The sequence below is a fragment of the Streptomyces mobaraensis NBRC 13819 = DSM 40847 genome, assembly GCF_017916255.1.
Taxonomy (GTDB): Bacteria; Actinomycetota; Actinomycetes; order Streptomycetales; family Streptomycetaceae; genus Streptomyces; species Streptomyces mobaraensis.
Window position 1 is genome coordinate 3,444,497 of record NZ_CP072827.1, and the last position, 13,157, is coordinate 3,457,653.

General features: G+C 70.8%; 15 protein-coding genes. 4 read left to right on the top strand and 11 right to left on the bottom strand.

The genetic code is table 11. From position 1 onward, the window contains the following. Positions 1-639: 639 nt before the first annotated feature. Positions 640-945 (top strand): hypothetical protein, encoded by a 306-nt coding sequence (locus J7W19_RS14520; RefSeq protein ID WP_004943676.1) that lies wholly within the window; start codon positions 640-642, stop codon positions 943-945. A 103-nt stretch (positions 946-1,048) separates the two neighbouring features. Here J7W19_RS14520 and J7W19_RS14525 read toward each other — a convergent pair whose 3' ends face one another. The 5 genes from J7W19_RS14525 to J7W19_RS14545 all read right to left on the bottom strand — a co-directional run bounded on the left by J7W19_RS14525 (position 1,049) and on the right by J7W19_RS14545 (position 5,699). Beyond that, the gene (locus J7W19_RS14525; RefSeq protein ID WP_004943673.1) at positions 1,049-2,407 is read right to left on the bottom strand and encodes a dicarboxylate/amino acid:cation symporter; all 1,359 of its coding nucleotides are present in this window, start codon (positions 2,405-2,407) and stop codon (positions 1,049-1,051) included. Between the two features lie 424 nt (positions 2,408-2,831). Then, complete coding sequence (locus J7W19_RS14530) at positions 2,832-3,119, bottom strand: DUF4229 domain-containing protein (protein WP_004943672.1); 288 nt, start codon at positions 3,117-3,119, stop codon at positions 2,832-2,834. 195 nt (positions 3,120-3,314) lie between these two features. Then, the gene (locus J7W19_RS14535; RefSeq protein WP_040889423.1) at positions 3,315-3,836 is read right to left on the bottom strand and encodes a GNAT family N-acetyltransferase; all 522 of its coding nucleotides are present in this window, start codon (positions 3,834-3,836) and stop codon (positions 3,315-3,317) included. A gap of 97 nt (positions 3,837-3,933) precedes the next feature. After that, positions 3,934-5,097, bottom strand: coding sequence for an aminofutalosine synthase MqnE (mqnE, locus tag J7W19_RS14540; RefSeq protein WP_004943666.1), 1,164 nt, complete (start codon positions 5,095-5,097; stop codon positions 3,934-3,936). 146 nt (positions 5,098-5,243) lie between these two features. Then, complete coding sequence (locus tag J7W19_RS14545; RefSeq protein WP_004943663.1) at positions 5,244-5,699, bottom strand: Lrp/AsnC family transcriptional regulator; 456 nt, start codon at positions 5,697-5,699, stop codon at positions 5,244-5,246. A 129-nt stretch (positions 5,700-5,828) separates the two neighbouring features. Here J7W19_RS14545 and J7W19_RS14550 point away from each other — a divergent pair, with 129 nt between their 5' ends. Continuing rightward, on the top strand, positions 5,829-5,972 hold the full coding sequence (locus J7W19_RS14550) for a hypothetical protein (protein WP_004943659.1): 144 nt from the start codon (positions 5,829-5,831) through the stop codon (positions 5,970-5,972). Here J7W19_RS14550 and J7W19_RS14555 read toward each other — a convergent pair. The 4 genes from J7W19_RS14555 to J7W19_RS14570 form a co-directional block, all read right to left on the bottom strand. Further along, a complete protein-coding gene (locus tag J7W19_RS14555) occupies positions 5,969-6,673 on the bottom strand; it encodes a UbiX family flavin prenyltransferase (protein WP_040889420.1) in 705 nt (234 codons plus the stop codon). The genes J7W19_RS14550 and J7W19_RS14555 overlap by 4 nt on opposite strands. Before the next feature lie 46 nt (positions 6,674-6,719). Further along, the gene (locus J7W19_RS14560) at positions 6,720-7,130 is read right to left on the bottom strand and encodes a Uma2 family endonuclease (protein WP_004943654.1); all 411 of its coding nucleotides are present in this window, start codon (positions 7,128-7,130) and stop codon (positions 6,720-6,722) included. A 188-nt stretch (positions 7,131-7,318) separates the two neighbouring features. Next, positions 7,319-8,221 (bottom strand): menaquinone biosynthesis prenyltransferase MqnP, encoded by a 903-nt coding sequence (mqnP, locus tag J7W19_RS14565; RefSeq protein ID WP_004943652.1) that lies wholly within the window; start codon positions 8,219-8,221, stop codon positions 7,319-7,321. Next, positions 8,218-9,675 carry a menaquinone biosynthesis decarboxylase gene (locus J7W19_RS14570; RefSeq protein ID WP_004943649.1) on the bottom strand — a complete coding sequence of 486 codons (1,458 nt, stop codon included), beginning with the start codon at positions 9,673-9,675 and terminating at the stop codon, positions 8,218-8,220. Before J7W19_RS14570 ends, mqnP begins: the two co-directional genes overlap by 4 nt. A gap of 88 nt (positions 9,676-9,763) precedes the next feature. Here J7W19_RS14570 and J7W19_RS14575 point away from each other — a divergent pair, with 88 nt between their 5' ends. Beyond that, positions 9,764-10,084, top strand: coding sequence for a PLD nuclease N-terminal domain-containing protein (locus J7W19_RS14575; protein WP_004943646.1), 321 nt, complete (start codon positions 9,764-9,766; stop codon positions 10,082-10,084). A 379-nt stretch (positions 10,085-10,463) separates the two neighbouring features. Continuing rightward, positions 10,464-11,891, top strand: coding sequence for a phosphocholine-specific phospholipase C (locus J7W19_RS14580; RefSeq protein WP_004943643.1), 1,428 nt, complete (start codon positions 10,464-10,466; stop codon positions 11,889-11,891). Between the two features lie 37 nt (positions 11,892-11,928). Here J7W19_RS14580 and J7W19_RS14585 read toward each other — a convergent pair whose 3' ends face one another. Together J7W19_RS14585 and J7W19_RS14590 are read right to left on the bottom strand one after the other, a co-directional pair. Continuing rightward, a complete protein-coding gene (locus J7W19_RS14585; protein WP_004943641.1) occupies positions 11,929-12,459 on the bottom strand; it encodes an SRPBCC domain-containing protein in 531 nt (176 codons plus the stop codon). 36 nt (positions 12,460-12,495) lie between these two features. After that, a complete protein-coding gene (locus tag J7W19_RS14590; protein ID WP_004943638.1) occupies positions 12,496-13,053 on the bottom strand; it encodes a Uma2 family endonuclease in 558 nt (185 codons plus the stop codon). Positions 13,054-13,157: the final 104 nt, after the last annotated feature.

Consider the following 13,157-nt stretch of genomic DNA (forward strand, 5'->3'; position numbering starts at 1 on the left):
GGCGAACCGCCGGAAGCCCGCTTCCACCCGCTCGACGCGCTCGACGATCCGCTCGCCCCCTGGCGGAGCGCGGGACGGTCAACTCCGAGCGAAGGCGCAGGCATCGACGGGGTGACGGGACGGGTCGGCGTGAACACCGCACTCCCTTCGAGCAGTTCCGGTCAAGCGCTCCCGGGCCGGTTCACCCGGACCGGGGTGGCGGACGGGTTTGGCCGGGCAGTGGGTGATCCCGTGAGTATCGGGCAACGCCCGTTTACGGAAGAGGAGTTCGAGGTTCGAGCGCCGACACGGCGGTGGACGGCGGGAACGGCGATGGTTCGCCGTCGGATGTTTTGACTGCGGGCCGATCACACCGGTACTCCTCTTCCCGTACACCGTGCGAGGTCGGCCGTCCGGCCGTTCCCGTCGGCAACGGCCGGCGCCTCGGGCGTCCCCCTGGTCCCGCCGCGCCGCGGCACGGCGCGCGCGGAGCCTGCCGCGCCGCCGGCCCCCGTGCCGCGGCGAGCAGGCCGGCGTCGTCCCCGTACCCCCCCTCGACCGGGGGCGACGCCCCCACCCAGCCCCCAAGGAACGCGCCGTGTCCGACGATCCGAGGCTGCCCCTCCCGTCCGCCCGGCGGCGGTCGGCCACGCCGCCCGCATGGCGCTGACCGGTCCGCTCAGCGGCGTGCTCGCCGCACCCCAGCCCGCCCGGGCGGCCGCCGAGCCGCACGGCCGCATGCCCTTCACCAGGCCGGGAGTCTCGTTCTTCTCCCCGCCGGAAAGCGTCAGCCACCTGACGGTCTCCCTGTGGGGCGCGGGCGGCAGCGGCCCGGGCGGATCCGGCGGCGACGGCAGGGCGAAGACCGGGCCGAGCGACGGCTCGGACGGGGATGCCGGGGATGCCGAGGACGCCGGCGCCAAGGGGCGGACCGGCGCCCCCGGAGCCGTCCTCATCGAGTGGTGAGCCCCCGCCGTCCGGGAGCGTGAGACGTGAGAACGGCGGGAGCCCCCGGCCTCGTCGGCGTGGACGAAGGCCGGGGGCTCCCCCCGTCGGAACCGCGGGCGCGTCACGCCGCGCTGAGCACCGGCTCCTGCTCCCGGGCGGGCTCCCGCTCCGGCTCACCGTCCAGCTTGGAGCCATCGGCCGTGGCGTACGCCTCGCGGTCGAGGATGCCCTCGCGGGAGGCGACGATGATCGGGACGACGGACTGGCCGGCGACGTTGGTGGCGGTGCGGATCATGTCGACGATCGGGTCGATCGCGAGCAGCAGGCCCACGCCCGCCATCGGCAGGCCCAGCGTCGACAGGGTCAGGGTGAGCATCACCGTGGCGCCGGTCAGACCGGCGGTCGCGGCCGAGCCGATGACCGAGACGAACGCGATCAGCAGGTAGTCGCGGACCTCCAGCGGCACGTCGAAGACCTGGGCGACGAAGATCGCGGCGATGGCCGGGTAGATGGAGGCGCAGCCGTCCATCTTCGTCGTCGAGCCGAACGGCACGGCGAACGACGTGTACTCCTTCGGCACGCCCAGCCGCTCGGTGACCCGCTGGGTCAGCGGCATGGTGCCCACGGAGGAGCGGGAGACGAACGCGAGCTGGATCGCGGGCCAGGCGCCCTTGAAGAACCGCAGCGGGTTGACCTTGGCGACCGTCGCGAGCAGCAGCGGGTAGACGCCGAAGAGGACGATGGCGCAGCCGACGTAGATGTCCGCGGTGAAGGTCGCGTACTTGCCGATCAGGTCCCAGCCGTACTTGTGGATGGCGTGGCCGACGAGGCCGAGGCTGCCCAGCGGGGCGAGCCGGATGACCCACCACAGCACCTTCTGGAGGAGCTCCAGGACGGACTCGCTCAGGGTGAGCAGCGGGCGGGCCTTCTCGCCGACCTGGAGGACGGCGATGCCGGCGACGGCGGCCATGAAGACGATCTGGAGCACGTTCAGCTGGGTGAACGGCGTGACGACGTCGGTCGGGACGATGCCGGTGATGAAGTCGAGCCAGGAGCCCTTCTTCTTGGGGTCGGCGCCGTCGGCGGCCGTGAGGCCGGTGCCGGAGCCGGGGTCCGTGAGCAGGCCGATCGCGAGGCCGATGGAGACGGCGATCAGCGACGTGATCATGAACCAGAGGAGGGTCCGGGACGCCAGCCGCGCGGCGTTCGAGACGTTCCGCAGGTTGGTGATCGAGACCAGGATGGCGAAGAAGACCAGCGGGGCCACCACGACCATCAGCAGCTGGACGAAGATCTCACCGATCTTGTCGAGCGTGGTCTGCAGCCAGGCGATGTCGCCGCTGCGGGCCGCCCAGCCGAGCAGGGCGCCGAGGACGAGGCCCAGCAGGATCTGCGCCCAGAAGGGCACCTTGGGTATCCGGCCGAGGGTCGCGCGGACCCCGGAGGACGGGGTCGCGGGGGAGGGGGGCGTCGAGGACAACGGATTCTCCGGGGACAGACGGGGGGTGAAGAGGGGCGCGAGGCGCCAGGAGGTCCGTACGTACGGGATCTCCGGCCGCGTCGGGGTGATCGGCGTGGAGCGATCAGCGGCGGCGACAGGCCGCGGACAGACAGCGGCAAAGATCGACGTGCAGGCGCGCCACGAGGCCGGGGCCCGTGGGGATTCGGTGCGCTGCTGCTGTCTTCATATCGACACGTTAACACTGGAACTTTGAGGAACCCAAAGAGATTCTTTGAGTCCCAGGGGTCCAGGGCATGAAAAAGCACCGCGCGTCTCGCCGCCGGACGGTTGTCCGGCGGCGAGGCGGCGGTGCGATGGAGTGCGCGATGTGGTGCGCGGTGTGACGAAAACTACCCTTGGCGGCGATGGCCGCCCTTGATGGGAGTTGTCCGACCGTGCCCGGTTACGCCCGGTCCTCCTGGCCCGCGTTCGCCTGCAGCCGCTCCCGCGTCCGCTCGACGCGCTCGGCCACCTGCACGGCCATGGCGTCCCGCTGCTTGCGCAGCAGCACCCAGCTCAGCGGTGCCGAGATGATCAGCGCCAGCAGGATCATCCAGACGAAGTTGGAGCCGTTCGCCCCGAGCGGGATGGCGCGGAGGTAGCAGAGCACCCACACGACGGCGAAAGAGGCGACGAGCAGGCCGAATCGCAGAGCGGTGTAACGGAGCGAGGCGTACTTCTGGCTACTCACGGGACGGACCTTCTTCTCAACGGCAGCCGAAAGGGTCCCTACCAGTCAAGCACGAGCGCGAGTGGATCAATCCAGAGGGAGCCGCGTCGGCGTCCGGAGGAGCCGCACCAGCGTTCGACGGGAGCCGCGCCGGCCGTCCGGAGGGACTCGCCTCGGACTCCGGGGGGAGCCGCGCCGGCGTCCGGTCGCATCCGCTCAGTCCAGCGCGAGCCACATCAGGACGTCGTCGCGGTAGTCGTCGGCGGACAGCCGCAGCCCGCCCGGCACCCGGCCGACCTCCTTGAACCCGAGCCGCCCGTAGAAGCCCTCCAGCCCCATACCGCCGCGCACCTCCAGCCGCAGCGCCTCCAGACCGGCGTCGCGGGCCATGTCGATCGTCTCCCGCATCAGCCGGAGCCCGTGACCGCCGCCCTGCAGCGCGGGGTCGAGCATGACCAGGACGACCATGGACCAGTGCCGCATCTTGAAGTCGGCGTGCAGCCGGAGGAACGCGGTGCCCACCAGCCGCCCGCCGGCGTCGTACGCGCCGAGCATCCGATGCTCCCCGGCGGCCACCCGCGCGAGCTGCGCAACGGCCGCCTCGCGCACCTCCTCCTCGGACACCGAGGGCACGAACCCGACCGAACCGCCGGCCCGGGAGACCTCGTACCAGAGCCGCGAGAACTCCTCGCGCAGCTCGGGGGCCACCTGCGGATCACGTACGAAGGTAAGAGTCATAAGCCAGATGCAAGCATTACCCACCGCGTCCGCGCAAGAGAAGGAGCCCCGGCGAGGCGGTTGCCTCACCGGGGCTCCGGCGTCAACTGGCGACGGATCAGACCCGCATCGCCTGCGGCGTCTCGCGCCGCGCCGGGTCCGGACCGTCGTACTCCCGGATGACCTCGTACCGCGTGTTCCGCTCCGCCGGGCGGAAGCCCGCGTCGCGGATGAGGTCCAGCAGGTCGTCGCGGGTCAGCTTGTTCGGCGTGCCGTAGTTGTCCGCGTCGTGCGTGATCTTGTACTCGACGACCGAGCCGTCCATGTCGTCGGCGCCGTGCTGGAGGGCGAGCTGCGCGGTCTGGAGGCCGTGCATCACCCAGAAGACCTTGACGTGCGGGACGTTGTCGAACAGCAGCCGGGAGACCGCGAACGTCTTCAGCGCCTCGGCGCCGGTGGCCATGGAGGTCCGCGCCTGGAGCCGGTTGCGGATCTTGCCGTCCTTCATGTCCACGAAGTCGTGCTGGTAGCGCAGCGGGATGAAGACCTGGAAGCCGCCGGTCTCGTCCTGGAGCTCGCGCAGCCGCAGCACGTGGTCCACGCGGTGGCGCGGCTCCTCGATGTGCCCGTAGAGCATCGTGCACGGGCCCTTGAGGCCCTTCTCGTGCGCGAGCCGGTGGATGCGCGACCAGTCCTCCCAGTGGGTCTCGTGGTCGACGATGTGCTGCCGGACCTCCCAGTCGAAGATCTCCGCACCGCCGCCGGTCAGCGACTCCAGGCCGGCGTCGATCAGCTCGTCGAGGATCTCGGAGGCCGGCATGCCGGAGATCTTCTCGAAGTGGTGGATCTCGGTGGCGGTGAACGCCTTCAGGGAGACCTGCGGCAGCGCCTCCTTGAGCGCCTTCAGCGACCGCGGGTAGTAGCGCCACGGCAGGGTGGGGTGCAGGCCGTTGACGATGTGCAGCTCGGTGAGGTGGTCGTTCTCCATCGCCTTGGCGAGGCGGACGGCCTCCTCGATGCGCATGGTGTACGCGTCCTTCTCGCCCGGCTTGCGCTGGAACGAGCAGTAGGCGCAGGAGGCCGTGCACACGTTCGTCATGTTGAGGTGGCGGTTGACGTTGAACAGCACCGTGTCGCCGTTCTTCCGCGTCCGCACCTCGTGGGCCAGACCGCCGAGCCAGGCGAGGTCGTCGGACTCGTAGAGGGCGATGCCGTCCTCGCGGGTCAGCCGCTCACCGGCGCGCACCTTCTGCTCCAGCTCGCGCTTGAGTCCCGCGTCCATGCGATCGCCTCTCTGGTATGTCCGGAGTACGTCCGGTTTCCTCCGCCTGGCCCGGTCGAGCCTACTCCCCCGGGCAGGCACGCCTTCAGACGCCCTCGGGCCCGGTCCTGGACCCGCGGAGGCCCCGGCCCCCGGCCCGCCGGCCGTCAGATGTCCTCGGGCAGCTCGCCCACCCGGTTCTCCCACTTGGTGGAGAGCACGATCGTGGTGCGGGTGCGGCTCACGCCCTTGGTCCCGGACAGCCGGCGGATGGTGCGCTCCAGGCCGTCCACGTCGCCGACGCGCACCTTGAGCATGTACGAGTCGTCGCCGGCGATGAACCAGCAGTCCTCGATCTCCTCCAGGTCGCGCAGCCGCTGCGCCACGTCCTCGTGGTCGGCGGCGTCCGAGAGCTGGATGCCGATCAGCGCCGTGACGCCCAGGCCCAGCGACGCGGCGTTGACGGTCGCGCGGTAGCCGGTGATGACGCCGGCCGCCTCCAGGCGGTTGATCCGGTCCGTGACGCTCGGGCCGGACAGCCCGACGAGCCGGCCCAGTTCCGCGTACGAGGCCCGCCCGTTCTCCCGGAGGGCCTGGATGAGCTGCCTGTCCACCGCGTCCATGGCTGGAACCTTTCAATAATCAGCGAACTTGCCGTCTTGCATGTAGAATCTAAGGCATTGAAGGGCTGACGCCCCGAAAATCTTTCACCGAACGCTCACGGCACCAACGATCCTTCAGGAGTGAACCCCGTGTACACGATCGAGATGGCCTACGCCCGCATGCGCGAGCTGCAGGACCTGGCCAACCGCTCGCGTGCCCACCAGTCCGTCACCGCCGCCCGTCGCGCCGAGGCCGCAGGGGCCCGCGCCGCGCGCGCCGCCAAGAAGCGCTAACTCCCCTCCGGGGCCCGGCCGCCGCCGAGCTCCCCCTTCCACCTGCGGTAGTACCGGTGCGGCACCCCCGCCGCGTCCAGTACCCGCCCGGCGACGAAGTCCACGAGATCCTGGATGTGCGTCGCCCCCGCGTAGAACGCCGGAGAGGCGGGTAGCACGATCGCGCCCGCCTCGTCGAGCGCCACCAGCTGGCGCAGCGTCTGACCGCTCAGCGGCGTCTCGCGCACCGCGACCACCAACGGCCGCCGCTCCTTGAGCGTCACGCTCGCGGCCCGCTGCAACAGGTCCTTCGACAGCCCGAGCGCCACACCCGCCACACAGGCCGTGCTCGCCGGGACGATCAGCATCCCCTTCACCGGGTACGAACCCGACGACGGCCCCGCCGCCAGATCACCGGCGGCCCAGTACCGCACCCGGGCCAGCTCCGCGTCGCCCACGTCGAACGCCTGCGGCTTGCCGTCCGCCCCCAGCGACAGCCACTGCCGCAGGTCGTCCCGCCAGTGCGCGTCCCGGAACGAGATCCCGGTCTCGTCCAGCAGCGTCAGCCGCGAGGCCCGGCTGACGACCAGGTCCACGCCCTCCCCCGCGGCCAGCAGCCCGCGCACCACGGCCGCCGCGTACGGCGTCCCGGACGCGCCGGAAACACCGACCACCCAGGGCCGGCGCTCGGATCGTTGCGTTGCGTGTTCGTACGGCTCCACGCCCCCGAGCCTAGTCGGCCGGGGGGCGGGGGCTCCGTCGGGCGGGTCAGCGGGCCGGATCGACGGGCAGACCGGAGGTGTCGAACACCAGGGGGCCGACGGTGGACGCGATGGTGACCGTCTTCCCGTAAGGGATGGTGTCGCGGCCGAGATAGCCGTCGGGGCCGGGGTTCCAGAGGGTCACGCAATGCCCCTGGTACGGGTCGAGAATCAGGTGGTTCGCGATGCCCGCCCTGGCATAGGCACGGTCCTTGACCAGGTAGTCCTGGCGAACGCTCCCCGGTGAGACGACCTCGACGGTCAGCTCGATCAGGCCGGCCGGGTAGGAGTCGAGGTTCCGTGCCGCCGCCGCGGGAACGACGGCCAGGTCCGGGCAGAGCAGCGCTTCCTGTTCCGCGAACACGAAGCCGACGCCCCCGACCGCCGTCCACCGTTCCGGCAGCGCGGCCTCCAGCATGCTCCAGACGCGCTGCCTGGTGCTCCCGCAGAACGGCCGGTGGGGGGTGATCAGGATGGAATCCTCGAAAACTCTCCCACGCAGCCTTCGAGGTGGCTCTCCATCCGGGCGAGCTTCGCCCGTAGGCGGTCGAACTCCCGGACGACCATGAGGGTCCCCTTCCGTACACCGGCGACAGGGAAACCCCACTACACCCCCAGCCCCCGCACCCCCAGGTCCAGCAGCGCGCACACGAACAGGGCAATGCCGATGAAGCCGTTGACCGTGAAGAAGGCGCGGTTCAGGCGGGACAGGTCGTGCGGGCGGACGATCGAGTGCTCGTACAGGAAGGCCGCGACGACGATCAGCAGGCCGGTCCAGAAGAAGGCGCCCGCGTGGGTGGCGGCGCCGTACCAGGCCAGCAGGGCGGTGGTGATCACGTGGCAGACGCGGGCGCCGTACAGCGCGGCCGGGATGCCGAAGCGGGCGGGGGTCGATTTCACGCCATGCGCGCGGTCCGCGGCGACGTCCTGGCAGGCGAAGATCAGGTCGAAACCGCCGATCCAGACGCCGACCGCGAGCCCGAGGATCACCGCGTCCCAGGACCAGGAACCGGTCACCGCCAGCCACGCGCCGACCGGACCCATGGCCTGCGCCAGACCCAGGATCGCGTGCGGGAAGTTGGTGAACCGTTTCCCGTAGGGGTAGACCACCATCGGGATCACCGCGATCGGGGCCAGCGCCAGGCACAGCGGGTTCAGCAGGCCGGCGGCGCCCAGGAAGAGGACCACGGCCACCAGGGCGCCCGTCCAGGCCGAGCGGACGGAGACCGCGCCGGTGACGAGTTCGCGGTTGGCGGTCCGCGGGTTCCGGGCGTCGATCTCGCGGTCGATGATCCGGTTGCAGGCCATCGCGAAGGTGCGCAGCCCGACCATGGCCACGGTGACCAGGAAGAGCTTCCACCAGTGGATGCGCCCGTCCTCCTGGAACATCGCCGTGAACGAGGCGATGTACGCGAAGGGCAGCGCGAACACCGAGTGTTCTATCAGCACCAGGCGCAGGAACGCCCGGGTGCGCCCCGGCTGCGGGACGGCGGCGGCGGAGGCGCTCACAGCCCGTACTCCTTCCAGCGCTTCGTCACCCGGGCGGCGGTCTCCGGGTCCGACTCCACCATCGACGGCCAGCCGCCGTCCCGCGTGTAGCCCTCCTCGGGCCACTTCGCGGTGGCGTCGATGCCCGCCTTGCCGCCCCAGAACTGCTGGTACGACGCGTGGTCGAGGTGGTCGACCGGGCCCTCGACGACGGTGAGGTCGCGCGCGTAGTCGACGTTGCCGAACGCGCGCCAGGACACCTCGTGCAGGTCGTGGACGTCACAGTCCTTGTCCACGACGACGATCAGCTTGGTCAGCGACATCATGTGCGCGCCCCAGACCGCGTGCATGACCTTCTGCGCGTGCTTCGGGTACTTCTTGTCGATCGAGACGATCGCGCAGTTGTGGAAGCCGCCGGACTCCGGCAGGTGGTAGTCGACGATGTCCGGGATGATGATCTTGAGCAGGGGCAGGAAGAAACGCTCCGTCGCCCGCCCCAGCGGCCCGTCCTCCGTCGGCGGCCGGCCGACGACGATCGACTGGAGCAGCGGGCGCCGCCGCATGGTGACGCAGTCGATGGTCAGCGCGGGGAACGGCTCCTGCGGCGTGTAGAAGCCGGTGTGGTCGCCGAACGGGCCCTCCGGCAGCATCTTCCCGGGCTCCAGCCAGCCCTCCAGCACCACCTCGGCCGCGGCCGGCACCTGGAGCGGGACGGTCTTGCAGTCGACCATGTCGATCCGCTTGCCCTGCACGAAGCCGGCGAACAGGTACTCGTCGATGTCGGCCGGCAGCGGCGCGGTCGACGCGTACGTCACGGCGGGCGGGCAGCCGAAGGCGATGGCCACCGGCAGCCGCTCGCCGCGCCGGGCGGCGACCTGGTAGTGGTTCCGGCTGTCCTTGTGGATCTGCCAGTGCATCCCGATGGTGCGCTTGTCGTGGCGCTGGAGCCGGTAGAGGCCGAGGTTGCGGACGCCGGTCTCGGGGTCCTTGGTGTGGGTGAGCCCCAGGTTGAAGAAGGAGCCGCCGTCCTCGGGCCAGGTGAAGAGCGCCGGGAGCGCGTCCAGGTCGACGTCGTCCCCGGTCAGCACCACTTCCTGGACCGGCGCGTCGCCGGGCTTCACCTTGCGCGGCGGCACGTGCGCCATCGCGCCCAGCTTGCCGAACGCCTCCCGGATCCCGACGAAGCCCTGCGGCAGCTCGGGCTTGAGCAGCCCGCCGATCTTCTCGCCGATCTCGTCGTAGGACTTCAGGCCGAGCGACTTCAGCAGCCGCCGGTCCGTCCCGAAGACGTTCATCGCCAGCGGCATCGCCGAGCCCTTGACGTTCTCGAAGAGGAGCGCCGGGCCGCCGGCCTTGTTCACCCGGTCGACGATCTCCCCTACTTCCAGGTGGGGGTCGACTTCGGCCTTGACGCGCTTGAGGTCGCCGTCGCGTTCGAGCGCTCTGAGGAACGAGCGGAGATCGTCATAAGCCATGCGTTCCAGTATCGAGCACGGACTACCCTGGGCTTGTCACGGGGCCGCGGGACGGCCCCACCGCCACGTCCCGGGGGGCCTTCGGCCAATGCTCAGGTATCTGCCGTTCCTGCTGGTCCTGGCGCTGTGGATCTACGCGTTCATCGACTGTCTGAACACGCCCGAGGAAGAGGTCCGCAAGCTGCCGAAGACCGCCTGGGTGATCATCATCCTGCTCTTCGGAGAGGTGCTGCTCGGGCCGGTCGCCTGGCTGGCCGTCGGCCGGCCGCGGGCGGCGGGCCGGACCGCCCGGCGCGGTGGCGCGGGCTCCGGCGGGGGCGGCTGGGTGGCGCCGGACGACAACCCCGAGTTCCTGCGCTCGCTGGACAAGGACCGCCGGCCGCGCGGGGAGGGCGAGGACCGGGGCTGAGCGCCGCGGCGGAGCCGGGACGGCAGGGACCGTAGAGGCGGTAGGGCGGCAAGCGCGCGGCCGGAACGGCCGGGGCCCGGCGCGCGGTGACGGCCGGGGCCCGGCGTCGAGTCCGTACCGATCGCCCGGCCCCCGGCCCTCCGCTCCCCGGTCACCCACCCGCCCGTTCGGCGGGCGCCGTATCCGCCCATCGGACCAGCCCCCGATCCCCCGATCGGGTAATACGATCACCATTCCATCGCCCCCACCACCCCCAACTCCCTCCCCTTTACGTCCCATTGCCGAGCATTTCACCCGCACTCCCCTATCCCCCGCACTCCCGGGCCGGGAGAGTCGCAACGGCCACACTGTGGCCTGACGCGACCTCAGGGAGGGTGCAATGCCCGGGATCATCAGCAGACGAAGACTCCTCGGCTCGGCCGCGGCCGGCGCCGGCGCCGCCGCGCTCTCGCTGCTTCCGCCCAGCGTCCAGCGCGCCGTGGCGGCCGGACCGCCGCGCCGCGGCTCGCTGGCGGACGTCGAGCACGTGGTCATGCTGATGCAGGAGAACCGCTCCTTCGACCACTACTTCGGCACCCTCAAGGGCGTCCGCGGCTTCGCCGACCCCAAGGCCCTGCGGCTCTCGACCGGACGCAGCGTCTTCCACCAGCCGGACGCCGAGAACCCCAAGGGCTACCTGCTCCCCTTCCACCTCGACACCCGGAAGACGAGCGCCCAGGCCATCCCGTCCACCAGCCACGCCTGGTCCGTGCAGCACGAGGCGTGGAACGGCGGGAAGATGGACAAGTGGCTGCCCGCGCACCGCAAGGCGGACGGGAAGAACGGCCCGTACGTGATGGGGTACCACACGCGCGAGGACATCCCGTTCCAGTTCGCCCTCGCAGAGACGTTCACCATCTGCGACAACTACTTCTGCTCGGTCTTCGGTCCCACCTGGCCCAACCGCCTCTACTGGATGACGGGCACCATCGACCCCGGCGGCACCAAGGGCGGCCCGGTCATCAGCAACACCATGCCGTCCCCCTACCGCTGGACCACCTACGCCGAGCGCCTCCAGGCGGCGGGCGTCAGCTGGCGGGTCTACCAGCAGGAGGACAACTACGGCTGCAACATGCTGGAGTGGTTCAAACGGTTCCGCGACGCGAAGCCCGGCGACCCGCTGTACGAGCGCGGGATGCGCCGGCAGCCGGAGGGGACGTTCGAGGACGACGCCCGCAACGACCGCCTGCCGGCCGTGTCGTGGATCATCCCCACGGGCCCGCAGTCCGAGCACCCGTACTTCATGCCGGCCGCCGGCGCGGACTTCGTCGCGAAGAAGATCGAGGCGATCGCGGACAACCCCAAGGTCTGGGCGAAGACCGTCTTCATCCTCAACTACGACGAGAACGACGGCCTGTTCGACCACGTGCCGCCGCCGGTGCCGCCGAAGGGGACGAAGGACGAGTTCGTGAAGGGCCTGCCGATCGGGGGCGGCTTCCGGGTCCCCTGCCTGATCGTCTCGCCGTGGACGGTGGGCGGCTGGGCGGCGGGCGAGGCGTTCGACCACACCTCGGCGCTGCGCTTCCTGGAGCGCTTCACGGGCGTCCGGGAACCCAACATCAGCGACTGGCGCCGGCGCACCTTCGGCGACCTCACCTCGGCCTTCGGCTTCGACGCACCGGCCCCCCGGGCGCCGCGGCTGCCGCGCGACACGGCGAAGGAGCTGGAGGAGGCGGAGTGGGAGGTCGCCCACCTGCCGAAGCCGACGCTGCCGGGGGCGACGCAGAAGGTCCCGGTACAGGAGAAGGGCACCAGACCGCGCCGGTAAGCACGCCCTGGGGGGTGGCCCCGCACCGGGACCGCCCCTAGGGAAGCTCCCGCTTCCCCTTCCCGTACTCCTCCCGGAGCTCCCGCCACCGGTCGAGCCGCCAGGCCGCCCAGTCGGCGGGACGCCCGGCCAGCGCCTGCAGCAGGTACTCGAAGTGGTGGTGCCACCCGGCCAGGCAGTCCAGCCGCTGGTCGTCCGTCCCGGGCATCTCGTTGGTGAAGTGCAGCAGCGTCCCCCCGACGCTCGCCGGCGCCTTCTCCAGCTCGAACCGGATGCGTCCGTGGATCTCGACGGTGTACTCGGCGAGGCTCTCCGGCTCCCAGGCGGTCACCCGGCCCGGCGCGACGGTGGCGTTGCCTTCCGGATCGGTGTTCAGCCACCGCAACGTGATGGCCCCGCCCTCCCGCCGCTCGAACGGCTCGGCGGCGGCCAGCCAGGTCGGCAGCCCTTCCGGCGTCGCGACGGCCTCCCACACCCGCTCCCGGGGGTACGGGAGCGACAGCTCGTAGCAGAGCGTGTGGACGTCGCCGTGGGTCTCCGAGGCCCCGTAGGGGGACGGCATCTCCATGTCTCCAGCACACCACAGCCCCACGCGTCCCGCGCGTCAGTCGCGGGGCCAGGAGGTGGTGTCGATCAGGATGCCGGAGGAGGGGAGGGTGAACTTCTCCCCGAAGGTGTGGCTCGTCTCGTCCGTGTACACGCCGTCGCGCGGCGCGTGGAAGACGTGCGCCACCCCCGTCTTCGGGTCGGCGATCAGGTACGTCGGGATGCCGGCGGCGGCGTAGACCTTCAGCTTGGCGTCGTAGTCGTCGCGGCGGCTGCCCTTGGAGACGACCTCGGCGACGAACTCGACGTCGCGGTAGTCATAGCACCCGCGATCGTCCTCTTCCGCCCCCTCCTTCACCAGAGCGATGTCGGGGGCGTAGCCGTTGAGCGTTCCCGGGAAGTCGATACGGACGTCCCAGAGAATGTTGGCGTCGATCCCGAGACCGGCTTCCAGGGCGCGATTCAACCCTCGAATGATCATTGCGTGCACCGCGCGCTGCGGATTCATGACGATCTCCCCCTCGATGATCTCCGCCCGATACCCCGCAGGCACATTCATGGCCTCGATGAGGGCGAACATCTCATCCAGCTCGGCCGAGTCCTCAACGGTCACCATCGGCACCTCCCCGTCTGAAATCCGAGTCTAGGAACGCACTCCCGCCCTCACCCTCGCACAAAGGCCCGCTCCCCCGAAGGAGGGAGCGGGCCCATGCGGGTGAC